Annotated in this window: 25 protein-coding genes and 4 tRNA genes; 17 read left to right on the forward strand and 12 right to left on the reverse strand. The window is 46.6% G+C overall.

Going from position 1 to position 23158, the window contains the following annotated elements; translation table 11 throughout:
- Positions 1 to 54: 54 nt before the first annotated feature.
- Positions 55 to 1008 carry a hypothetical protein gene (locus GWK75_00065; GenBank protein ID QHU90879.1) on the reverse strand — a complete coding sequence of 318 codons (954 nt, stop codon included), beginning with the start codon at positions 1006 to 1008 and terminating at the stop codon, positions 55 to 57.
- Positions 1009 to 1088: 80 nt separating this feature from the next.
- Positions 1089 to 4244: a hypothetical protein gene (locus tag GWK75_00070; protein QHU90880.1), complete on the reverse strand. Its 3156-nt coding sequence runs from the start codon at positions 4242 to 4244 to the stop codon at positions 1089 to 1091.
- Positions 4245 to 4372: 128 nt separating this feature from the next.
- Here GWK75_00070 and GWK75_00075 point away from each other — a divergent pair, with 128 nt between their 5' ends.
- From GWK75_00075 to GWK75_00100, 6 genes are all read left to right on the forward strand, one after another.
- A complete protein-coding gene (locus tag GWK75_00075) occupies positions 4373 to 4771 on the forward strand; it encodes a hypothetical protein (protein QHU90881.1) in 399 nt (132 codons plus the stop codon).
- Positions 4768 to 5220, forward strand: a complete 453-nt coding sequence (locus tag GWK75_00080) for a hypothetical protein (GenBank protein ID QHU90882.1) — start codon at positions 4768 to 4770, stop codon at positions 5218 to 5220. Before GWK75_00075 ends, GWK75_00080 begins: the two co-directional genes overlap by 4 nt.
- A complete protein-coding gene (locus GWK75_00085) occupies positions 5221 to 5514 on the forward strand; it encodes a hypothetical protein (protein ID QHU90883.1) in 294 nt (97 codons plus the stop codon).
- A 1-nt stretch (position 5515) separates the two neighbouring features.
- Positions 5516 to 5887, forward strand: a complete 372-nt coding sequence (locus GWK75_00090) for a hypothetical protein (GenBank protein ID QHU90884.1) — start codon at positions 5516 to 5518, stop codon at positions 5885 to 5887.
- Between the two features lie 25 nt (positions 5888 to 5912).
- Positions 5913 to 6284, forward strand: a complete 372-nt coding sequence (locus tag GWK75_00095; protein QHU90885.1) for a hypothetical protein — start codon at positions 5913 to 5915, stop codon at positions 6282 to 6284.
- 77 nt (positions 6285 to 6361) lie between these two features.
- Positions 6362 to 6748, forward strand: coding sequence for a hypothetical protein (locus GWK75_00100; GenBank protein QHU90886.1), 387 nt, complete (start codon positions 6362 to 6364; stop codon positions 6746 to 6748).
- A 137-nt stretch (positions 6749 to 6885) separates the two neighbouring features.
- On the opposite strand, the gene GWK75_00105 is transcribed toward GWK75_00100, so the two are convergent.
- Positions 6886 to 7380 carry an Hsp20 family protein gene (locus GWK75_00105; GenBank protein ID QHU91694.1) on the reverse strand — a complete coding sequence of 165 codons (495 nt, stop codon included), beginning with the start codon at positions 7378 to 7380 and terminating at the stop codon, positions 6886 to 6888.
- A gap of 97 nt (positions 7381 to 7477) precedes the next feature.
- On the opposite strand from GWK75_00105, the gene GWK75_00110 reads away from it, so the two are divergent.
- From GWK75_00110 to GWK75_00120, 3 genes are all read left to right on the forward strand, one after another.
- Positions 7478 to 8143: a hypothetical protein gene (locus GWK75_00110; GenBank protein QHU90887.1), complete on the forward strand. Its 666-nt coding sequence runs from the start codon at positions 7478 to 7480 to the stop codon at positions 8141 to 8143.
- 30 nt (positions 8144 to 8173) lie between these two features.
- Positions 8174 to 8261: transfer RNA gene (locus GWK75_00115), tRNA-Ser, on the forward strand.
- 86 nt (positions 8262 to 8347) lie between these two features.
- Positions 8348 to 9730 carry a hypothetical protein gene (locus GWK75_00120; GenBank protein ID QHU90888.1) on the forward strand — a complete coding sequence of 461 codons (1383 nt, stop codon included), beginning with the start codon at positions 8348 to 8350 and terminating at the stop codon, positions 9728 to 9730.
- Here the strand turns inward: GWK75_00120 and GWK75_00125 are convergent.
- Positions 9707 to 10138 (reverse strand): hypothetical protein, encoded by a 432-nt coding sequence (locus GWK75_00125; protein ID QHU90889.1) that lies wholly within the window; start codon positions 10136 to 10138, stop codon positions 9707 to 9709. The genes GWK75_00120 and GWK75_00125 overlap by 24 nt on opposite strands.
- A 128-nt stretch (positions 10139 to 10266) precedes the next feature.
- Between GWK75_00125 and GWK75_00130 the strand changes: the two genes are divergently transcribed.
- From GWK75_00130 to GWK75_00140, 3 genes are all read left to right on the forward strand, one after another.
- Positions 10267 to 10359 (forward strand) — tRNA-Ser (locus GWK75_00130).
- Between the two features lie 115 nt (positions 10360 to 10474).
- Entirely contained in the window at positions 10475 to 11110 is a 636-nt protein-coding gene (locus tag GWK75_00135) for a hypothetical protein (protein ID QHU90890.1), read from the forward strand.
- Positions 11111 to 11158: 48 nt separating this feature from the next.
- Positions 11159 to 11235, forward strand: a tRNA-Arg gene (locus tag GWK75_00140).
- 37 nt (positions 11236 to 11272) lie between these two features.
- Here the strand turns inward: GWK75_00140 and GWK75_00145 are convergent.
- Positions 11273 to 11360, reverse strand: a tRNA-Ser gene (locus GWK75_00145).
- A gap of 96 nt (positions 11361 to 11456) precedes the next feature.
- Positions 11457 to 12176 (reverse strand): hypothetical protein, encoded by a 720-nt coding sequence (locus GWK75_00150; GenBank protein ID QHU90891.1) that lies wholly within the window; start codon positions 12174 to 12176, stop codon positions 11457 to 11459.
- A 140-nt stretch (positions 12177 to 12316) separates the two neighbouring features.
- On the opposite strand from GWK75_00150, the gene GWK75_00155 reads away from it, so the two are divergent.
- The 3 genes from GWK75_00155 to GWK75_00165 all read left to right on the forward strand — a co-directional run bounded on the left by GWK75_00155 (position 12317) and on the right by GWK75_00165 (position 13620).
- The gene (locus GWK75_00155) at positions 12317 to 12715 is read left to right on the forward strand and encodes an HIT domain-containing protein (protein QHU90892.1); all 399 of its coding nucleotides are present in this window, start codon (positions 12317 to 12319) and stop codon (positions 12713 to 12715) included.
- Complete coding sequence (gene rlmH, locus GWK75_00160) at positions 12708 to 13163, forward strand: 23S rRNA (pseudouridine(1915)-N(3))-methyltransferase RlmH (protein ID QHU90893.1); 456 nt, start codon at positions 12708 to 12710, stop codon at positions 13161 to 13163. The genes GWK75_00155 and rlmH overlap by 8 nt, the downstream gene beginning before the upstream one ends.
- 88 nt (positions 13164 to 13251) lie before the next feature.
- Positions 13252 to 13620: a hypothetical protein gene (locus tag GWK75_00165; GenBank protein ID QHU90894.1), complete on the forward strand. Its 369-nt coding sequence runs from the start codon at positions 13252 to 13254 to the stop codon at positions 13618 to 13620.
- Here GWK75_00165 and GWK75_00170 read toward each other — a convergent pair.
- On the reverse strand, positions 13617 to 16181 hold the full coding sequence (locus tag GWK75_00170) for a valine--tRNA ligase (GenBank protein QHU90895.1): 2565 nt from the start codon (positions 16179 to 16181) through the stop codon (positions 13617 to 13619). The genes GWK75_00165 and GWK75_00170 overlap by 4 nt on opposite strands.
- A 197-nt stretch (positions 16182 to 16378) precedes the next feature.
- Between GWK75_00170 and GWK75_00175 the strand changes: the two genes are divergently transcribed.
- The gene (locus GWK75_00175) at positions 16379 to 17371 is read left to right on the forward strand and encodes a peptidoglycan bridge formation glycyltransferase FemA/FemB family protein (protein ID QHU90896.1); all 993 of its coding nucleotides are present in this window, start codon (positions 16379 to 16381) and stop codon (positions 17369 to 17371) included.
- Here GWK75_00175 and GWK75_00180 read toward each other — a convergent pair.
- Together GWK75_00180 and tsaD are read right to left on the reverse strand one after the other, a co-directional pair.
- Positions 17368 to 17949, reverse strand: coding sequence for a hypothetical protein (locus tag GWK75_00180; protein QHU90897.1), 582 nt, complete (start codon positions 17947 to 17949; stop codon positions 17368 to 17370). The genes GWK75_00175 and GWK75_00180 overlap by 4 nt on opposite strands.
- Positions 17942 to 19048 (reverse strand): tRNA (adenosine(37)-N6)-threonylcarbamoyltransferase complex transferase subunit TsaD, encoded by a 1107-nt coding sequence (gene tsaD / locus GWK75_00185; protein QHU90898.1) that lies wholly within the window; start codon positions 19046 to 19048, stop codon positions 17942 to 17944. Before tsaD ends, GWK75_00180 begins: the two co-directional genes overlap by 8 nt.
- Positions 19049 to 19111: 63 nt before the next feature.
- Here tsaD and GWK75_00190 point away from each other — a divergent pair, with 63 nt between their 5' ends.
- The gene (locus tag GWK75_00190) at positions 19112 to 20407 is read left to right on the forward strand and encodes a UDP-N-acetylmuramoyl-L-alanyl-D-glutamate--2,6-diaminopimelate ligase (GenBank protein ID QHU90899.1); all 1296 of its coding nucleotides are present in this window, start codon (positions 19112 to 19114) and stop codon (positions 20405 to 20407) included.
- Positions 20408 to 20462: 55 nt separating this feature from the next.
- Here GWK75_00190 and GWK75_00195 read toward each other — a convergent pair whose 3' ends face one another.
- The 3 genes from GWK75_00195 to GWK75_00205 all read right to left on the reverse strand — a co-directional run bounded on the left by GWK75_00195 (position 20463) and on the right by GWK75_00205 (position 23098).
- Positions 20463 to 21509: a peptidoglycan bridge formation glycyltransferase FemA/FemB family protein gene (locus GWK75_00195; protein QHU90900.1), complete on the reverse strand. Its 1047-nt coding sequence runs from the start codon at positions 21507 to 21509 to the stop codon at positions 20463 to 20465.
- A 17-nt stretch (positions 21510 to 21526) separates the two neighbouring features.
- Positions 21527 to 22498 (reverse strand): hypothetical protein, encoded by a 972-nt coding sequence (locus GWK75_00200; protein QHU90901.1) that lies wholly within the window; start codon positions 22496 to 22498, stop codon positions 21527 to 21529.
- 123 nt (positions 22499 to 22621) lie between these two features.
- Entirely contained in the window at positions 22622 to 23098 is a 477-nt protein-coding gene (locus tag GWK75_00205; protein ID QHU90902.1) for a hypothetical protein, read from the reverse strand.
- Between the last annotated feature and the right edge of the window lie 60 nt (positions 23099 to 23158).

Consider the following 23158-nt stretch of genomic DNA (forward strand, 5'->3'; position numbering starts at 1 on the left):
ATCAAAGAGCGTACCTTTAGGGTACGCTCTTTGTGTAGCTTAACGACGTAAGAGTTATTTTTTCTTGATCTCTTCGACGTCGCGAACTTCAATGATGCGCCAGGCTTCTACTATAGAGCCCTTAGCCTCCTCTTTCTCCTTACCATTACCGGTAATCTTGACTTCTTTACCGGTTCCGGTATCTAGGTAGTACCTATCCATAACGAAAACTTCTCGCATAGTCCAGTTTGAACTTTCGTGGTCAATGAGATACCCCCCTCCTTCGCAGTGCTGTGTAAACTCTCCGGCAGCGCTACCGTGTTCGTACATAGGGCTACTGTTGTTGTGACTATATACGTTGAGCGCGTAGAGGCACCTAAACGGATTGTCGCTCCAGCCTATATCATCGTATGGGGTTTTTCCTCCCGAGGAGTAGTATGCGCTACGGAAATCTGCATACTTCTCGTTCCATGCGTCTATAGATTTCCGAACGCTCTCTGGGTAGCCGTCTTTGGGCTCTGGACCGTAGAGTGCAATAATCGCTTCTTGAGGGACAGGAACAGGCTTGGTCCTCACTCCGTCTAGACCTACTTCATACATAAGTTTATTGTATACGCCGGTTTTATCCTCTAAAGTTGGTCCAGCAAATAGAGCATTTACCGCGTCTTTGGTTGTAGGATATTTATCGACGGTTGCTACGTATTTTTCTAGTAATTGTCGATCTACTTCACCGTTAAAATAAGACGGCTCTATTTTTGGATATGTTATTTCGGGTGCTGGAAATGTGTCCGTGGCGCTGGTGGTTGGTACTGGGTTGCTTGGCGACGGGTCTATCTCCCCAGCACCTGTCGTAGACGGTGCGCTGGCAGTTGGTTGCTCTTTTGCGCCTACACGATCTGGTGCGCAACTAGTGATTCCGATGGCGGTAGCGCCGATCGCAAAAATAGTTGCTACTTTTATGCCCGCCTCTTTTATGCGCTCTCTGATAGGTTTATGCGCTTGGTTTAACCTCTCTCCTCGGTTTGACATCAGCTGTTCTCCTTTATATCAGCTAAAAACCAATTGTGGCTACATTACAGCAAAAATTATTTTTTTTGTCAACACTAGTTTTAATCTGTAGGTTTGTGTTCGGGAACGGTGCTATAGTCTATACCGCGTGCTCGGGCGTCCTTGAACATCTTTTCGGTCTTAGCGACCTGACTTTCATATTTCTTCTTCCAGTAATCTGCATCTTGGGTGTATCCATCGCGCTCGTTAAATTCGGTGCGTGGCGATTCAAACAGGACATGTTGCTCAAACTCTGTCAGCTCGTCGCGGGATGGTACATTAAATTTATCTTTGAACCAATAAGGATCATCTGGACTACGCTTGATCGCCTGGACAACATCGTCTTTCATATTTGCCATTGCCGATGGACTACGTTTGAGGTTCTCAACCAATGTACGATACTTGGCTGGACTTTTGTGGGCCAAGATACGAAGTCCCTGCATCTGATTTATAATATTCATGCGCGAGAAGGCATCAGCAGACAGGTTGCCCCATGTACTAGCTGCGTTAGCAATCTCACTAAATGTCTTGATCTTGCCGGCAAGTGTTGGATCTGGATCGTCAAGCCCATAAGAAGCATTTGTGAAGTAGAACTCGAGGTCCTTACCAATGTTCATGATACTTGGGTTTTGTGCTAGGACAAGTTCTTTATAGTCGTTTAGTGCCGTACGGTCAATCAGACCCTGGCTGAAGCGACGGTCCATTTCGGTGGCCATCTCACGAAGATTGAGAGCCCCAGGCGCACCACGCTTCGCCATGATACTGGTGTAGGCGACGCGCTCAGCATCAGTTTTGGCTGACATAAATCGCTCGTGGAGCTTAACAGGGTTTGAGGAGATATCGTAATCGAGAGTTGATTCGATATTCTTAACGTCATCAATAGTGAATTTTGAGCTCTCTGAGCGGGCTTGAGCAACAACAGAGCGTTTACCAACTTCTTCTTTAATACCCGCGGCATACTCAACGACATTCTTGGTTCGGCCGTTAGCATCGGTGATGACGTGAACCTTACCTGGCCCGCCATCAAGCGCTTTAGCGGTCTCTTTGAGTATCGCAGCCTTGTTTTCGGCAGCTTGACGTTCGGCCATTGCCTTTACAGATGCAGTTAGTTGGGCATCGAAACCATCTTTCTTTATATCACGAGCGATATTGATGATCCTCTCTTGGGTGTCGGCACTAACCCCTCGTAGATTGAGGACATGTTCACTCTCTCCTCCCTTGGCGAGTATTTCGGCGTGCATAGCATCGACCTGACCCTTGGCTAGAACGGATTTTACTTCGCTAGCTTTGACGCTTAGTTCAAGCTCCTTTAGACCAGGGTCAGTTTGGATAGCAGTGTCCCAGTTTGCTTGATGGGTGTTTTCGATACGCTTTTTCTGCGACTCGGCAACACGTTTCGCTCGATCAACTCGTTGCCCATATTGACTTTGCTCAAATTCATTACTGACGCGCGTTTTGTCAATCTCGGCAAGGTGCTGTCTCTCAGTGAGGCGCTTACCGTTTTCGCTGCGAAGGAGGCTGTTTTCAATCTCCTGTTTATGTGCGCCCAGGTGTCGTGCCTGAAGCTCAAGCTGTCGACCACGTGCAGAATCTGCAAAGTGGTTTTCAATTCGCTGCTTATCGTTTGCTGCATCTCGGTTCATGGCTTCGACCGCTTGACCGTACTTTGTGGCAGCAAAGCGGTTATCGGCTCTTGCCTCGTATGACTTACGTCTACCATCTCTATAACGGCGACGATTATCGAGTGCTCGCGTGGCTGCATGTAGCTTCCTGAGGCGACCGTTGAAGTGTTTGGTTTGCCCTGCAAGAACCTTGTTTTTGCGCTCCTCGGCCATGCCTTGTGACCAGTTTCGTGTACGGTCAATTAGACCTTTGTTTGGATTGTTGACGATACCAGCAATCTTGCTTATGACGCCTCCACTAAATTTGACAAGCATAGGTGTCACGACAATTGGTGCAACCTGTACGGCCATACCAAGGATAATCGTCAGTATACTACCTCCAGCATTTTGGATAATTGCTAGACCGGCTAGTTGAGCGCCGCTAAATATGACAGAAAAGATCGGAAACAGTAGCAGTAGTGTCATCATGGCTGACCGCCATTTTTCAAATAATTTCTCAGTATTTGGTAGCAGATAGGCCACCATAGCGAGTGGAGAAACAATCACCAAACAGGTAATAAGCGCTTGGCGAGCTGCCAAGATTATCAATGCAACCAGTGCTGCCAAGATAACCCCAACGAGAAACGGGATCAGTAGGAATATCGCACCAGTAAAGGTATGGGCGGCGATTGCGATACCGATACCTGCGGTAAGTGCACCGCCAGACAGCACCGCAGCGGTGATAATCTCCCAAGATGGGACGGTGACGTTGTTATACTGCGATCCAGTATTAATCTTGTCCATAATCGCGGTAAATAGGTTGTGAATTGAGGAGCCAAGAATATTCGAGGCGTCAACGGCTAATGCGCAAATCCAATACGATACATTGACCAAGATTGCCGCAATAATCAGACGCGGTAGCATGTTTTTTATACCGTAATTACTGATTCCAACACTGGTGATTTGAGAGTAAACAATCACTAAAAAGGCTATCACAAAGCATATGTTGGCGATGTCGCGGACAATTGACCAGAGTTTATAGAGCGATGATGACGTGTCGTTGGTGACCGTAGTAACAGCCATAAAGCCAGAGATGATGTTGTATAACATATCCATACCTTTTGCGAGGAATGTTGTCACTGGACAAACTATCCAGCCAATACCGGCGGTAACGCTATCGGCGCAATTTGACGTTGGTCCATCTGTAGTAGCAGCGCCCTCAGTGATTTCAATATCAACAGGTGCGGATGGGTTGGTGAAGTTTTTTGGTGGCGTAAAGTCGTAGCTGACGTAAAAACCTTTTTTCGCTTCGGCGCCAGGGCCAGCCGTGTAGATAAAGTGTGCTTTGCCGCCTTGCTGATCTTGCACATAGTAGCCTGAAGTATTAGCGGGTGCGCCAGCAGGTTTGATAGAGTCAATAACTTCTTGAGGCGCAGGAGTAAATGTTCTACCCTGGTATACGAGATCATCTCCAGAACGGGTTGCGCCATCAGCAAAAGCGATCCCGTCTGGCATTATGGTTGCCACGAAAAAGGCCATCAAAACAGAGGTGACCAACAGTGAAAATCGTCGCAGCGATATTCTACCGCGCGAGAGACTGTTTCGCAGTTCCCACATATCCCTACCATACTAACACTTTCGTGCAAAAAAGTCAATCTTATAGTATCGCTCTCACCCCTTTATTTGTCGAAAAATCTTTGCATATATGAGACGCAAACTGTACACTATAAAATGACGAGAAAAAGATGAAGAAAATACTCCTTATCAGCGCCCTAATCTCATCAGTCGTCTTTGCGAGTGTACCAAGTCTTGCGATGGCGACAGACTTTAATTGTGCGATTCTACCAAAAGAGTTGTGTGATTCCGCTAAGAGCGAAGGAACCGACAAAGCGACTGGAGACGTCTCCAAAACAGGTATTTTCAAGCTCCTTACCTTGGTGCTAAATGTTTTGACTGGTCTAGTCGGTGTCGTCGCGGTAGGGGTTTTTGTGTACGCTGGCATTCTGTACTCAAGTGCTGGGTCTGACTCAAATAAAGTGACCCAGGCAAAAAATCTGATTGCCGAGACGGCGGTCGGACTACTTGTTTATGCGGTTCTTTTCTTTGTGCTTAACTGGCTTATTCCGGGAGGTATTATCGGATGATAAAGAAGGTTCTATTTGGTGTTATTGCCGTATTCGTATTGGCCGTCAGTTGCGCTTCGGCTACTCCGCAGACAGCTTCAGCACTACAGTCATCTGCTAAATGCGTCAGTAAAGAGCGTGCTGTGTTTGGGATTGTTCCCTGGTATAGAGGACTGCTCAATGGCGACGACTGCTCCGTGACGGTCCCTGGTGGCAAGAATAAAAGTTCAGCAAACATCACCTCGTTTGTTATGATGATCGCACTTAATATCGTACAGGCTGGACTGACTATTGCTGCTTATGTGACAGTATTCTTTATTGTCAAAGGTGGTTTTGAGTATATGACTAGCGCGGGATCCTCGGACGGTATGACTAGTGCGAAAAAGACGATAGCTAACGCTGTGATCGGATTGGTTATCGCGGTTTTATCAGCTGCGATCGTAAATGCAATTGCGGGAGTAGTGAAATAAATGATATACGAACGATTTGCAACAACAATACTAAATGCATCAAATGTTGGCATCCCTGTGCCTGGTGGGGGCAATGACCAGACAGTAATAAGATCAATTATGTACCCAGTTTATTTCTGGGCGGGCGTGGTTGCTGTAGTTGTAATAATTGCCGCTGGGTTTTTCTATGTTACATCTAGTGGCAACCCCCAGCAGCTAACCCGGGCAAAAAATGCCATTATGGGAGCAGTCGTTGGCCTGATTGTCGTGCTTCTTGCCTTTTCGATTACTGCAATTGTTTTGGGGGGTCTATAAGATGAAGCGATACTTAGTGGCACTAGTATTGGCGGTATCATTCATAGCGACATCTATCAGCGCACCGGCTGGTGCGGTTAATGTATTTGGTGGCTGTCAGTCAGGTATTGATTGTGGCGTAGTCAAGGACGACAGTTTAAACTACGCAACTGGCGGTAAGCGCGTGTGGGGGGCGATATCCTTAGTGCTTAGTATCCTTGCGGGTGTCGCGGTGGTTATGATTATTGTTGGTGGTATTCAATACGCCACTTCTGGCGGAGAATCATCGAAGGTGGCAACAGCCAAAAACACGATACTTTATTCGGTGATAGGACTTGTTGTGGCGCTAAGTGCCGCGGCGATTGTTGCACTTGTAAATACATATTTTGGGTAAATAACAAAGAGGAGAATAGATCGAGATGAAAAAGATAATACTGGCAATTATGACTGTAGTGCTTACTTTGACAGTTGGTGCGGCGACACCGACTTTTGCAGCGTGCTCATCTCCAAAAGACTGCGTTAAGTCGGGCCTAGATGCCGCGGGCGGTAATTCATCTGGCACCCAAAAGAGCGCGAGCTCTATCATAAAAACGATTGTTAATGCCCTCCTCTTTATTCTGGGCGCAATTGCAGTGATTATGATCGTGATAGGTGGTATCAAATACACGACTTCTAACGGTGATGCGTCAGCGGTATCGGGTGCAAAGAACACGATATTATATGCCGTAATTGGACTGTTGGTCGCTATCTCCGCTTATGCTATTGTCAACTTTGTGGTTGCGAAATTTTAAGCTTCAAAGGGGTTAACATATCCCTAGGATTCTGATATAACTAAAACTAAGGGTTATCTAAAGAAAGGAATAGATACATGAAATTGAATATTAAGAAGCATTTGCTTGCTTTGTTGGCGGTTCCCGCGCTGGTTGTCAGTGTAAGTGCTGCCCCGGTGTTTGCCGACAACCTCAGTATCACTGATGGTGTCAAATCTGCCAAGGGTGAAGAGCAGCCAGCTAATCTGTTTGGTACAGGTGGTGTTTTCCAGACGATTACAAACGTGCTGCTATTTATTATCGGTGCTGTATCAGTCATCATGCTTATTATAGGTGGTGTCCGCTATACAGTTTCTCAGGGCGATAGTGCCGCTGTGACAAGCGCAAAGAATACCATTCTCTACGCCATTATTGGTCTGATCGTAGCAATTCTGGCTTATGCAGTGGTAAACTTCGTGATCGTTCAGTTTATTGCTGAAAAATAAGTCACATACTGATAAAACAACCACTCCCCTTTTGGAGCGGTTGTTTTTTATATGTTTACGTTAAGTGCTTACGGCAAAAAAGTAGCCGTTCACATAGAGATACGGCTACTTACATTTAGGCAAACTGATTATTGAACTTATTGAATAGTGATCTTTTTAGCTTGCTCTTGTTTTACCTTTGCAAACGTAATTGTTAAAACACCGTCCTTTAGGACCGCTGCAACCTCGTCTTCTTTGACGGCAACAGGAAGCGCTAGGGTTCGGCTAAACTCTCCCCAGTAACACTCCTGGATATGCCAGTTGGTCGCCGCGCTGTCATCACCACTCGACAACGTACCGCTAATCGTTAGAATGCCGTCAGAAATGCTGACATCGAGATCTTCTTTGTTGACACCAGCAGTTCGCGCTTTGATGATGAGCTGTTCATCTGTCTCATATACATCAACAGCGAGCTGACCTGGAAAATCATCTTCTGAGTCTTCCCAATTTGCATCGTTAGTTACATTAGCGTCTTGTTGTGGGGCAGCAACAGATGAGTCGTCTGCCAGGCTGTCGTCATTTAGGAACGCTGCAGCGAGTTCGTCTTCGATCAGTAGATCGTCATTTTGCTTACGTGCCATGATATCCTCCACTTTTCTCATTGGCTAGTTTGACAAATAGTCTGAGTACATTATAACTAAGCACATGGGGAAGTGCAACAAACACGATAAGCAAAACGTAAAAAATACAATGAGATTTTCATTCATTGACCTGCTCGCACCCCACTACTGTTGCTCTTGCGGTGCAATTGGAGCACTTTTATGTGAATATTGTAAATACGACATCATCAATGAGCCGTTTTCGCAGTGTATTGCCTGTCTTTGTCCGGCGGGCGGGTCTGAACAGCTGTGTAAAAACTGCCCTACCCCATACACAAAAGCTTGGTGTGTTGGTGAGCGGAGCGGTAGTTTAGAGGCTCTGATTAACGTTTATAAGTTTGAGCGCGCACGAGCTGCTGGTGATATATTAGCTGATTTATCCTGCCAAATTCTGCCGGATTTACCGTCTGACGTTGTGGTTGTTCCTGTTCCGACTATTGCGTCTCATGTTAGGATTCGTGGCTACGGTCATACTGAACGCATTGCTAGACGGGTAGCTAGAGAGAAAGGACTTTTATATCGATCGGTGTTGTCGCGACGAACAAATACTGTACAGCAGGGTTCCTCGCGTAAAAAACGTGAAAAACAGGCTTCTGAGGCATTTTCGTCAACTAGCTTAAATGGCGAGGTGTGTCTATTGGTTGATGATGTATATACTACTGGAGCGACGATGAAGCACGCCGCTAAAGCGCTCCTAAAAGCGGGTGCATCAGAGGTATGGAGTTTAGTGGTTTCTCGACAACCTATAGAAAATTAGACAAAATCCTGCTATGATATCTTGGTGTACGGAGAGGTGACCGAGTGGTTTAAGGTAACGGTCTTGAAAACCGTCGTGGGGCAACTCACCGCGAGTTCGAATCTCGCCCTCTCCGCCAAGAAATGTGGCCCTAAAAAAATGAAGGGTCTTTTTTCTTGTCTAAAATTAGCGCATACCGACCTACCATCTTGGTATAGTGGAGGTATGGCACTAGTAAAGTCAAAATATGCCTGGTGGGTGCATTTTCTTTTTACCCCACACGTTGTCGTATATACCCTGGTTTTCATATTATTTCTAATTAAAGCTCTCGGGACGCTTGATCCAGATTTTGGATGGCATCTGCAGTCGGGTCGTTATATTTTGGAACACGGCATACCGACACACGATATATTTACCTATACTGCGCGTGATTTTCCTTGGATACATCACGAGTGGCTGGCTGACGTTTTATCAGCAAGCATCTACCAGGTCGGTGGATACTGGTTGTTGGGCTTTGTTTTTGCTTCATTATGGACAGCTTCAGTATGGTTGGTGTCGCGTAAAAACCCGCTACCAATTGTTACGCTGATTTCTACCTGCGTCATGTTAAGTTTTTCTGGCGTCAGGGCGATGACGTGGACAGTGTTTTTCTGTGCTATTTTGTATATTTTACTACACAGAAGAGGTCGAGCGTGGTGGTGGATTCCCCTACTGATGCTTTTTTGGGCAAATATGCATGGTGGGTTTGTGTTGGGGCTTGCTTACATCGTATGGAAATCTTTCAAGGAACACTCTTTTATAATCGCAGGTGTTATGATTGCCTCGGTTCTTGTAACGTTTATCACCCCTTATGGCCCTGGTATGTATCTAGAAGTGTGGCGTACGCTTGTTGATAGCGATTTGCACACCAACATTCAGGAGTGGAGTTCGTTTGCGCTAACGATACCAGCGATTACTGTTGTAGGAATATGGGTTGGTGTCAGGGCTATGACGGTATCTCCGTGGTGGCGCGCGATAGTTTCGTTTGAGACGCTACTTCTCATTGCTAGTTTTTCAAGTATTCGTAGTCTACCGCTATTTTGTCTTTTTGCCTTAGGCTGGTTGTCAATAACGTTTAAAAAGATGAAGATCAATAGATCAGCAGCCTCCAAGCTACTTCGTCCAATCAATGGGCTTATATCGATAGTTGCTGTAGTCTTTGTGCTTGTGATGGCGACTGGAGTGTACGATGCGCTAAAAGGCGTTAAAGTTGACCCAGAGTCTAGTCAGCCACAAAAAATTATCCAAGCGCTTCGAGATAGACCTTGTGAAGGAGCGGTTTTTAACTCATATAATATCGGTGGATATTTTATATGGAAACTGCCAAATACCCCCGTGTATATCGATGGACGAATGCCTAGCTGGGAGTATGACGGTAAAAAATACATGAACATATACAAAGATGTGCTCACCAATTCTAACGTCCAAAAACGAGAATTTTCCGTCCACAATATCAAGTGTGTAGTTATGGAAGAGAGGAGTGATATTATAAAATGCCTCCAACACGACGGATGGAGGCATGAGATAACCGATAGAGGCTACACTTTATCGCGTCGAGGCGCCGTATGAACCAGATCTAGTACCGATGCCCGACCCTGAGCCAGATGGTATGAGACTATTGATGACAAAGTTTACTGCCGCGTAAGCGAGAATCGCGATTATGATACCTACTAGAGCGTAGAGAATCGTATTTTTAGCCGCCTGAACCTGCGAGGCGTCACCTCCAGAGATGACGTAGCGAAGACCACCGATCACGATCATAATCACAGCAATTGCACCAACTATAAATAGCAAAACGCTACTGATCTCTGAAAATACGCCAGAATTACCAAATAGGTCAGCTGGCTGTTGGGCGCCACGTGCTGAAACCGCCCCATCGGCAATAGTTCCAACTGCTGATGCTTGAGTAATACCAACTATGGTAACAGATGCAACCAATGTAGCTGCAATAACAAGTAGATTGAGCGAACGTTTCATAGATTCTCCTCTTGGTTGTTTGCTGACATCTCTGACTCTAGTATACACGGATTACTACTCTCTGCTAGTACCTCTGTACTTGATGTGTAGTTTGTGCTACACTGACGGGAGTCCACTTAGTATATTTTGGAGGAGTACCCAAGTGGCTGAAGGGGACGGTTTGCTAAATCGTTAGTGTGGGGAGACCTGCAGCGGGAGTTCGAATCTCCCCTCCTCCGCCAAATAAAATAGAGGTTCTATAGGACCTCTATTTTTCAATTAACCATTGATGCCGCCTAGAGGGTCTATGTATTAGCGCCTTATACCCACAGGTAGTACTCATGCTATAATTTAATTATGCAACCCGATCAGGATTCAAACAGAGACTGGCAGAAGCCACGAGAAACTACTCCGCAAGCTCCGTACGAAGCAGTTGATGACCAGGAGTATGGTAACAAGCCTCTGACCGATAGTGACCCTCAGGATAAATCGGATCAGCTTAATTCAAATGACAATTCTCAAAGCGACGACGACACTGCCCTATTAAGATGGGAGGGAACAGAATATATACATCAGGATCGCAATGTCCTCTGGTATGTTGGTGTAGCGGCGGTGTCCGCGATATTGGTTGCTGTTGCTCTATTGGTCTTTCGTTCAATTACATTTGCTATTCTTGTGCCGGTAATGTCCGTGGCACTGATTATATACGTGCGACGACCACCTACAACTCTTCACTACATCTTGAGTAGAAAGGGTCTCCATGTGGATGATCGTCTATTTTCGTATAATCAGTTTAAATCCTTTGGTGTTGTCAGACACGACCGCCATCACTCGGTAGTGCTCGTGCCACGCAAGCGATTTCAGATCGGACAAACTATCTACTTCCCCGAAGAGATCGGTGAACAGCTGGTAGACATGCTTGCAGCTAGGCTGCCAATGAAGGAAGTAAAGCCAGATTTTATAGATCGACTACTGGAACGGCTCCGACTCTAGTGCTTGCTATCACCTCTTAAGTATGGTAATATAATCGCTGTTAGGTATGCACCCGTAGCTCAGCTGGATAGAGCGTTTGCTTGCGGAGCAAGAGGTCGTACGTTCGAATCGTATCGGGTGTACCAAATAAAAAAGGCTTCTTACATGGAAGTCTTTTTTATTTGGCGGAGAGAGAGGGATTCGAACCCTCGGTACCTTGCGGTACACCGCTTTTCGAGAGCGGCCAGTTCAACCACTCCTGCACCTCTCCACTGTGGCCGTATATCAGATTATAACAGATAATAAAATTAGGCCAGCACCACCCCTAAACTTTAGGGTAGTGCTGGCCGACATACACTGCACCGACTCACTTTATGCTGATATCCTCCTCTCCTGCCGCAATAACAACGATATTATCGCTCTCTGGGCGTCCATCGTCGTTATAGACCTGCATCGGGCTACGAGTTAAGTATGAGGCCAAGCCACGAAGCTCACACCCGTAGTGCGACAGAGGAAAACGGTTAGGGCTATAGGTCAGTTCCTTCTCGTCGGCAACCGCTACTAAGTGCTTGATATTCTCAAACAAGTAGTCAGCGTCGTCGAGGTTGGAGATTGTTACACCTGGCGTCCTCTTGAGAATATTGAAGGCGCGAATAAAAACGGCCTTCGTGAGACTCTCTATGTCGTTACGACCGTTCTTTTCGGCTCTCGCGGCATAGTTGATACCGTTTGGATCACTTGGCTTTACGCCCCAGGTTGGCCGAAGCGTAATTACGAAGTTTTTGCGGATACCCCCGACAAGGAAATCGAACGGGATACTTATATCGTACGTCCGATCCGTTACCGATACTGGCCGGAACTCGTATAGCGGCCACGCTACAAACCGAAAGTGATTTCGGTAAAGCTTAGCGTTATCAATACCGTCACGCTTTTCTAGTGGTATATCAGACTGTCTGTTTAGTTTGAAGTGTCCTCCTCGCAGGAGCACACCTTCGATTCCAGGCTCGGGACGTCTAATAACCTTGGTGATAATGGCAGCCGAAGTTAGTACCCCGACCACAGCAATCAGGAAACTCCACACGTTCATTTTGCCCCCTTCAAAGGGTAGTGTACATCAAACAACATCCTATATGTCTAATTCATAAGGACTGTATCTAAATATATAATGTTATTTTGACCCCATCAAGCATAGCCAGCTCTATATTGGTGGTGCGGTATACTGGATTCATGGAAGATTCGATATTTACAAAAATTATCAAAGGGGAAATTCCCTGTCACAAAATCTACGAAGACGAAACGGTGATAGCCTTTTTAGACGTACATCCGCAGGTTGAGGGTCACACCTTGGTTATACCCAAGCAACAGGTAGATCATCTGTGGGATCTTGATGATGGCTTGTATAATCACCTCTGGAGTGTAGCGAAAAAACTAGCAGTACATATTCGTGATCGAGTACCTGAGCCACGAGTTAGTGCGCTGGTGATGGGGTATGGAGTACCGCATGCTCATATTCACCTAATCCCGATCGCCAGTGAGGACGATATAAGAAAACCTCAGGATACCGAAAGTCCTATTAACCACGAAGCTCTGGCAAAGGTGGCGGAAAAGCTCCGTTTTGATGATTAAGGTCGTTGCTATTGGCAAGCGTCATGAGGCGTGGATAGACGATGGCCTAAAACGCTACTCTAAGCGCCTTGGTGGTTCATGGTCGGTCGAGTGGACACTTTTACCACATAGTGCTCGCAAGGGCCAGGAGGCGCGTCAGGAAGAGTCTGGACGCATATTATCACGTATAAAAGACGACGAATACGTTATTCTGCTTGATGAACGTGGCAAACTCCTCGACTCCCCTGCTCTATCGTGTGCATTAACTGAAGCAATGGGGTCGGGTCGAGTGATAACGATAATTATAGGTGGTGCTTACGGTGTGGACGACACGGTTGTGCAACGTGCTAATCTTGTTTGGTCACTATCCCCACTTGTTTTTCCGCACCAACTAGTTAGGCTGATTCTCGTTGAGCAGTTATATCGAGCGCAGGCGATTTATGCGGGACACCCCTATCACCACGAGTAGTCGCAGTATATATAAATTGACATACTATTGACAATTTATCACGTTTATGCTAAGTTAAATAGTGTTACATAACGTAATACAAAAATATATGGAAACACTAGCAAACATAGCAAACAAAATTATGACAGGTATCAGCCTGGCAACTGCCATGGGTGTGTTTATGCACGATGGTCGTGTCGATAGAGCGACAATGGCGGCACTTGATCAACCAACAAGTAGCGCACCTGCTTCAGATACAGATCAGAGCCTCGGGGAGCGTATCAAGGCGGTCGTAGAAGTCGACGCTCATACTCACCCTGATCACAATACTGCGAAAAGTCTGATCAATAGTTTTCAGTACCAATCACCGAGCGTTCCGCCGCGTAAAGAGGACGCCAACAAGCTCTCGCTTCGTCAGATCGAGATTGGCGCTGGTCGTCATGCGTTTGATAATGCTAACCTACCGATTCTCGACTAGATAGTACTTGTGTCAGATAAGACAACTAGCTCAGCTTCAAGGCGCTCAACAAGCGCCTTTTTGCTGGTGAGTTGTTTGCGTGACTCCTCAACCAGGTCGGCCGGCGCCTTCTCGATGTACTTCTTGTTTGCGAGGCGACTCTCGAGTGTGGCCATGTGTTGGCGAGTCTCTGCTAGTCGCTTTTCGAGATTAGACTGGTGCTCATAGAGAGTTTCGGTGTCGAGATCTAGCCAGGCGTCACGACCACTTGTTGCTAGGCGAAGCCCACGTGGCTGGTCTACGCGCTCAACTGATTTGGCACGCGCTAGTTTCTGAATTAGCTCCACATTGTCTTCGACCAGAGAGTCATCCATATAGAGGATACTGTAGCGTTCATTACCTGGTAGTTCGCTCATGACGTATCGAGCTTCGCTGACAAGCTTCTTCAAACGACCAAACTCTGCGGCTGCTAATTCGCTACACTCTTTTTGAGTTGGCCACGAATCCCCAGCCAGTAGGTTGTCGTGCCAGTTTAGGCTTTGCCAGATTGTTTCGGTGACAAAAGGTGCAAATGGATGCGACAAACGTAGTATCGTATCAAGCACGTAAGCGCTCATGCTGGCGTGATTTTCGATCTTGCTAGTCTCGACATACCAGTCAGCCACGTCGTCCCAAACGATGTGATAAACAGTTTCGGCCGCTTCGGCGAAACGGTATTCAGCGATCTGCTTTTCGATCTTAGCGGCAGCTTGATTGAGGCGGTGAACTATCCAGTGGTCAGCCAGAGACTTTGGTTTTGGGTCGATTGTTGGTACGATATCTCCAACGTTTGAAATGATAAACCGCGCTACATTCCAGAGCTTATTGCAGAAGTTGCGTCCAGCAACAACTTTTCCAGTGCTAAACGCCTGACTCTGGGCGGCTGATCGGCTAGCGATTATTCCCATGCGTAGAGCGTCTGAGCCGTATTCGGCGATTGCTTCCATCGGATTTATCACATTTCCTTTTGATTTGCTCATCTTTTGTCCGCGTCCATCAAGCACCATACCGTGAAGATATACATGTTTAAATGGAATTTGGTCAGTCATATACTCACCTAGCATGATCATACGCGCTACCCAGCGATCAAGTATGTCGAAACCTGTTTCCATGACGTCACTTGGGTAGAAGCGGGCTAGTTGTCCATTATCGAGGACGTCGGTAGTGATAAATGGCCACTGACCACTTGAGAACCAGGTATCAAAAGTATCCTCTTCGCGAATATATGTTGTGTTATTAACTACAATACGCTCTTGATCGACCTGCTCGTTGTATATCCAATCACTCGGGTCACTCTCGTTACGAAAAGCTGGGATTGGAATGCCCCATGGGATTTGACGGCTAATATTCCAGTCGCGTAGACCTTCTAGATAATTTGCCAGTATCACTCCCCTATTCTCTGGGCTAAAGGTGATCTTACCACTCCTGATTGTCTCGATCGCACGTTTGGCGAGATTGTCCATCTTGATAAACCACTGGTCTTTGATAAGAGGTTCAATGACACTGCCACACTTGTAGCAGTGTCCTACCGCGTGCTCTATATCTGATTCACCACGACAATACTCTCCGAGCTCGAGCGCAGAAAGTACCTTCTTGCGAGCCTCTTCGACTGATAGACCTAGGAATTGTTGAGGAACATTAATCATTTTTCCGTCAAATCCGATTACCTGAATTTGTTCTAGGTTGTGGCGCTCACCGATTTCAAAGTCGTTTGGATCGTGTGCTGGGGTAATCTTGACAGCTCCAGTACCGTACTCCATGTCTACGTATTCATCAGCTATGATAGGAATCTCACGATCGGTTAGAGGTAGTTGTACCTTTGCGCCAATTAAATCTTTATAGCGTACGTCGTCTGGGTGAACGGCAACCGCTACGTCGCCTAGCATGGTCTCAGGACGAGTTGTAGCTATGATTATCTCCCCTACTTTATCTAGGGTTGGGTAAGCGATTTTCCAGAGCTTGCTTTTTTCATTTTTATGCTCCACCTCGATGTCTGAAAAGCTTGTTTGATGAACAGTACAGTAATTAACCATACGTTCACCGCGATAGATAAGTCCATCATCCCACAGCTTTTTAAACGTCTTGTAAACAGTCTTGATAACTTTTTTATCAAGCGTAAATACGAGATTGTCCCAGCTGGCACCTACCCCAAGGGCGCGTAGCTGTAGTTCCATATCGCCCCTTTTTTGATCGACAAAATCCCAGACTTGGCTGTAAAGCTGTTCGCGACTAAAGTCAAACCGGGTTTTACCAAGCTTTTCAAGCTCTCGTTCGTAAACTACCCATGTCTCAAAGCCAGCATGATCAGCACCGGGAATCAGTACCGCATCGCGTCCCTTCATACGGTAGAATCGGACAAGGATATCCTCAAGGTTGAATGAAAGAGCGTGGCCGACGTGTAGGTTGCCGTTGGCGTTTGGTGGTGGCATTATTATTGCATACGGCTCGCCCTCCCCTGTCGGATTAAATACACCTGATTGCTCCCAGAGTGCGTAAATGTTTGGCTCAAATTCGTTTGGTGTGTAGGCTTTTGCTAGATTCATGAAAGTTTGATTTCTTAAAGGTTATATTTTCACGCGAAAAAAGTAGCATAGGAAATTCCTCCGTGGATTTTCACATGCAAAAATACCACAGTTAATACAGATCCTATTCCCTTTGTTTTTCCACGTGTTTGTGTTCAGCTCTAGTATACCACATTGTCGCTGTGTTGTCTGTCCTATAAAAAGGGTATAATAACGCTATGATTATAGGGAAAATATGTGACGAACCTAGTGTGTGGGACGAGATAGTACACGACCTTGGTGGTCATCCGCTCCAGTTGTGGGGCTGGGGAGAGTTGAAGTCGGCGCACAACTGGAGTACTCACAGAGTAATTTGTGTGGATGATTCAGATAACACCGTAGTAGGCGGTGCACAGATTCTCGTACGTCCACTACCAGGGGCCTTTAAGCGAATTTGTTATATACCGAGAGGTCCAGTTTGGCGCGCCGGTGAGGAGCAGGGGGTGCTAAGTGCGATTACTTGCTATGTAAAACAGTATCTACCTGGGGTGGCATTGACGATTGAACCAGATACCGACAGTCTTGTGTTGCCAGAGGGTTGGCGGGCGTCTAAGAATACAATTTTGATCCCTCGGACACTAATCCTTGATCTCGATAATGACGAGTCAGCACTTCTCGGAGCCATGACAAAAAAGACCAGACAGTATATCCGCAAATCAGAGCGCGAGGGCTTAGTAGTGCGACAGGTGAAGCGACATGATGACATAAGGGCGTGTCTTGATATCTACCATCAAACTGCTGAGCGTGCAAAATTTCCTCTCCACGACGACCAGTACTATTATGATGTCCATGAAAAACTCGGTGAATCGTCGGTTATTTTTGCCACCTACGAAGGCGATAAACCGACTGCCTTCGTCTGGCTTGTTGTCAGCGCAACGACTTCATTTGAGCTATATGGCGGTATGAATGAGCGCGGACAGCAATTGCGAGCTAATTACATGCTTAAATGGCATTCTATCCGTACCTGTAAAGAGTGGGGGATTAGTCGATATGATATGAATGGACTACTTAATGATGGTGTCAGTACGTTCAAGCAGGGTTTTGCTAGTCATGAAGATATGTTGGTTGGTACCTATGACTACCCGCTATCATCGTTATATGCATTATGGGCTAGGGGATTACCTCTGGCAAAAAAGATTATTCGTCAAGCCAAACGGCTTGTTAGGGGCTAGAGTTTAACTGCACCTTCGCGGTAGACGATGACCCGATTATTTTCATCAAAGCCGATGATTGTTGAAGGGGGACGATCGCCGAGGTCGCCAGCGTCAACATAAAAATCCACTTTTTTGCCAAAGTACGCTATAGCTTCTTTAATCGTGTGAGATGTTGGCGCATGGGGTGTATTTGCGCTGGTTGTCATCAGGGGTCCAGTTTGGGCTAAGAGGGCGAGGATAACTGGATCTCTTGGGATGCGAGCTGCCATGTGGGTTTGTGATACTTTTAGATAATCAGGTAGTAAATCTGTTGTCATTTCTACACTAATAGCATTTGGCCAGTACTTGCTAGCATGGGTGAGCGTGTCGCTAGGGAAACCGAGCCTGCTTAACTGTTGAATGGAAGCGGCGATAGTAGTGCCAGGTTGTCGTTTCCGAGTTTTTAGAGAGTAGAGTTTTTTGATTGCTGTCTTGCTAGTGGCCGCACCGACTAGTCCATAGATTGTATCAGTTGGAATAACTCCGATCTGGCCATTTTTTATCATTTCGGCTAGTCGAGGATCAGTGAGTGATTTCAGGTGGATTGGTTTACTCATTTTTTGACCAGGCAGTTTTTGTCATAGAAATACTCGGGATTACCTCGAGGGCGTAGGGGTTGGTAGGCGGATGAGCGATAGCGTGGTAATAGCCTAGGGCGGCAATCATCACCGCATTATCAGTGCAGAGGCTGATCGGTGCGTACTCAATATCAATCGGTAGGCGCTCCTTTAGCACCTCGCGTAGTTTTCTTGACGCGGCGACGCCACCAGCGATTACTACTGAGGCTGGCCGGTAGTTTTCAAATGCTTTAACTGTCTTGTCGACGAGAGTGTCAACTGCTACGCGCTGGAAACTTGCGGAGACATTATCGCGTGTAGCCTCGTCTAAGAGCGCTGGAAGCTTGTGAGATGGAAATGTGTGGTCTTTACCGCATTCTGCCTGAACGGCCCTTAAAACGGCCGTCTTGAGGCCTGAGAAGGAAAAATTATACGGATGATCTAGACGAGCTTTGGGAAACTGATATGCATTTGGGTTACCTAGCGGTGCGGTACGGTCAATTGATACGCCGCCAGGGTAGGGGAGTCCGATGATTTTTGCAACTTTATCAAAAGCTTCGCCGACGGCATCATCTTGAGTCTGTCCGAGAAGTTCATAGTCGCCATGGCTGCGGAACAACACGAGCTGAGTGTGTCCACCTGATACGATTAGAGCAAGCATAGGAAAAGCTGGTTGCTTAGACGGTAGTTCTAGGGGTTTTAACGAGACTAGCTTCTCTGGGCGACCATCTTCAGTGATAAAGTTTGCATAGACATGAGCCTCGACGTGATGGACTGGATAGAGAGGCTTGTTGTGTAGGATTGCTAGCGTACGGGCTGCAAGTGTGCCAACCAGGAGCGAGCCGATTAGACCGGGAGCGTAGGTGACGGCAATTGCATCAATGTCATCCCACGTACAGTTTGCATCTGTAATTGCTTGGTTGATGACGGGATTAATGGCTTCAATGTGACTACGAGCTGCAATCTCCGGGACAACGCCACCATAGTGTTTGTGGATATCAATTTGCGATACTACGACATTAGACAGTAAACGGCGACCGTCCTCAACGACCGAGGCGGCAGTTTCGTCGCAGCTAGACTCGATTCCCAAAACTTTCATGCATAGCAGATTATACCATATTTTTCATACTTTTTAAGGGATAAAGAGTGTTAAAATGGGTATATGAAGCAAACATTGGTGAGGGGAGTGAGAAAAGCGCTACCAAAAAGTACGGTTTCGTCGCTCGAGAATCGATATCGCCTCCTAAGGGCAAAGGCACTATCGACTCGTTATGGCCACCCGGCACGTAACTTGCGCGTTATCGCCGTTACAGGTACGAATGGCAAGACGACGACTGTTAACTATCTAAATGAGATACTAAAGGAAGCTGGGTATAAAACTGCAATGTTTAGCACGGCAACGATTGAAGTGGCCGGTAGGGCGAAGCGTAATGATCTAAATGCGACAGTTGCCTCAACAGCGCGAATGCAACAGTTTTTCCGAACTGCAAAACAAGAGAAGGTTGACTTCGTTGTTATGGAGTTTCCTTCTCATGCGATTCATCAACACAAGCTTTACGGTGTACCAGTCGAGATGGCGATTATGACCAATCTGACACAGGATCATCTTGACTATCATGGAACGATGGAAGAGTACGCGGAGGTCAAGGGTAGGTTATTTGCGTGTCAACCAAAGTATATTGTCTTAAACCGTGACGATGCATGGTTTGATTATTTTGATAAGTTTGTCGCTGGTGGCCAAAAGATTACCTATGGCAAATTACCTGATAGCGAGGCGCATATCGACAAGGTTAAGTTGTACCGAAAGGGAACAGAGGTGACGGTGACAATTGATCATCAGACACGTCTTGAACTTGCTACAAACTTACCGGGCGAGTTTAATGCCTACAACATGACGGCCGCGGTGGCTGCAGCCTATCTTTTGGGTGTCAAATTAAACGATATTGTAGAGGGGGTAGCCAATCTAGAGGCGGTACCGGGTCGGTTTGAGCGTGTCGTCGAGGGTCTGCCGTATGACGTTATTGTTGATTACGCGCATACCCCAGATGGCCTAGAGAAATTACTCCAAGCAGCCCGAGCGATTACAAAAAACCGAGTCATTCTAGTTTTTGGTGCTTGTGGTGATCGTGACAAGGCTAAGAGACCGGTCATGGGCGGGATTGCCGCTTGTCTGGCGGATCGAATCTTCCTGACTGACGAAGAGAGCTACAACGAAGACCCAAAGGCAATTCGTGAGATGATCTACAAAGGAATCGAAGATGCTAGAGGTGGAGCGATGAAAACTACCGAGGTAGCGGATCGTCGTGAGGCGATTGAAAAAGCTCTCAGTATTGCCACTAAGGGAGATACAGTTCTAATCACTGGTATGGGTCATGAAGTCTACCGGATCATCAACGGAGACAAAAAGCCGTGGAATGACTCAGATGTTGTTCGCGAAATCCTAAATGATAAGCATTAGCTAGCGGTTGTGGACCAGTATGATTAGGTGCTGGTAGCATATAGCCCCAGAGAGACTAGAACCACTGTTGCCTTTTGAGTCGCCAAGACAGGCTGAGAGCGAGTCGTAGTCCAAATTTTTGCCAACGCTTATAAACGGTTGGATTAACTACAAGATCATAACAGCCGACATAGTCAGTGACGTGCTTGTTGAAACTTGTCTTAAACCGGCCGATGCCATATAGCGGATTTGAGTCATCTCTGATAGCGCTTGAGTGCGGTGCGCCACATAGGTCGTAACTCTCTACTCCATGGGCTTTCATCCACTTGATCACCTCCCACTGTAAGAGATGGCTTGCCCCGTAGGTCACTTTTTCGCGCAAACTTGCACCGTCTTTATATAGTCCTTTTTTGCCGAGGAACATACAAAATGCTGATGCAACCACCTTACCGTCAAACCTGGCAAAAAACAGACTGCCGTGGTCGTTTTTAGCAAATTTTTGCCAAAATGTACGATAATACTGATAATCACGAAGCGAGGCTTCAAACCGACCAATCGCAGTGCTGCGAAGCATGTCAAACATGATTTGCATATTTTCCTCGGTAAGTGGGACAGCTTCGGTAACGATACCGTCCCTTTCGGCGCGCTTGAGAGCGTGGCGTCCTTTTTGATTAAAATTTGCAAGGATTGTATCTAGGTCGGGTGAAAGATCTATTATCACCGTCGAGTTATTTGGTTGTACTGGAGCCGTTCGCACTAGTCCGGCAGCTCGAAAAGCGGCGTGCGTATCGTCGGTTTCGAGGATCTCTGGCTCGAGCTTTATGGCGAACACACCCTGTTCATTTGCAAATTGCTTTAGTTCTGGTAGTAGAGACAGTAGTTCTTCTGTACAAGTAACTCCAGGGCCTTTTGGAAAATACCAATAAATACCGTGGCCAAAAACAGATTTTTCGAGGACGGTTGCGGTGATATTATCAATTACCAGGTATCGTGGAATCCAGCCGCTGAGATGTTTTGTCTCAGCTAGAGCAGTGGACTGAAAGACATTGCCTCCGTCGGGGTTGCTGGTAAGGAGCTCGTCCCAGCGCGCGATCTCGTCTGGGTTCGCAAATCGGATACTCATAGCCCTATTGTAGCAAACTAATCGATGTGAATGTCATCTATAGTGTCGCCGTGTTTAGCAGCAAGCACCTCAAGTTCGCCAGGGTATTGTAGACAAATCTGATTGATGAGAGCATCTTCCATAGGACCGTATTTACTGCTCAACCTTTTCGGATCTAGGCGTGCCGCATTGTTTGGATAGTCAACCTCTTCTATACATTGATTCCAAAGTTTGCCAGGAATTGCACGCCCCTTGTCATCAACTGTCTTACTACGATTAGCCTTGACATCAACGGGTAAGTCGAACTCATGTCCGTATAGGCTGACTGTGAGTAGATAGTCTGTGCCAGCTGCGTCTAGTTTGCGACGAACCTCTGGGTTGTCGGTGAGATGATAGTGGATCTCGACGCCTTCGTACTTGCCGATTATTTCTTCGGCTGAAAGCTCACCACGCATGCCGCGAGCAGCGCCGAGCACATGCTTGAATACTCGTGCTCCATCCTGTGGCTTTTCGCCATTTAGAGTTTTCATTATTTTGTAAGAGGCCGCGAGTTGTCCAGCCACAAAGTCAAGCGGAGTTTTGGGGTTTAGGTCTAGACGCTCCTTGAGTATCTCATTATAGCTAAGTACCTTTTGACGGCTATAATTTATCTGATCTTTTGTCTTGCCTGATACGTGTCTATGGTTTTGTCGTTCTCGTTTAGCTTTTGTACGAGCCTCGATCAGCCGTTCTTGAGCGTCGACAAAGTCCGTAACATAGCCAACTGATAACAAGAAGGCTGCTTCTCCTGGCTTGCCAGCTTCGAGTGCGGCTTCCCCGGCAAGCTGTAGTTGTTCGGCTCCGCTACGTATCCCTTCTGGGTTACGGATAGAGTGTGTTTCTGAATCTCCATAGACCTCGCTTAATAGCTTTTTTGCAGATTCTATACCTTGTTGACGGTATTCGTTGCTACGGTCTACCCGTTCGCCAGATGGTCTGATGTATGGGGGGAGTTTTTGCTCTCGTGACATACTTGCATTTAAGCACAAACATGATAAAAAGTCAATACTGTTGTATACTGACTGCGTAATGTATCGATTGTGCGTATATAAAAACCTCGATAGTGTCGAGGTTTTTGTTAGCTCATGAAGTGGTTAGGCGGTTGGTTGGTTTCCTGATAGAAAATCAATTTCTTTGATGATATCAAGTAAGGCTTGAGCGCGCCGTGCCTCATCGGCGATAGCTTTTGCCGCTTCGTGTGCAGGTGCGATGAGGGTACGATCATCGGTTGAACGGATAAGCAAAAGGTAGGTGTCGAACTTTTCCTCGGCTGGTAGGTTGAGCTTGTCTACCAGTGGACGAAGCTCTGAGATAGCTTCTTGCTTGACTCCATCAAGCTCTCCTGGAATAGTCGGTGGGGCTACTGGGGCGGATACACCAGTCGCTGGCGCTGGCATGGGCGTTGCCATAGGGTCATCGGCAGGAGGGGCCGCTACCGGAGGCGTTCCTGGGGTAGTGTTTATGTCTTGATTGTTGCTATCTGCATCAATATCAGCGTTGACTCCAGCGAGAACTTTTGCAAGCTCCTGGTCATCGCTAATCGGTTGTGTTGTCTGCGATTGAATATCCATGCCCACCTCTAAATGATTTTGTACTTATGCTTACTTACTAAATACTGTATCATGGATAGA

It is taken from the genome of Candidatus Saccharibacteria bacterium oral taxon 955, assembly GCA_010202265.1.
Classification (GTDB): Bacteria; Patescibacteriota; Saccharimonadia; order Saccharimonadales; family Saccharimonadaceae; genus Saccharimonas.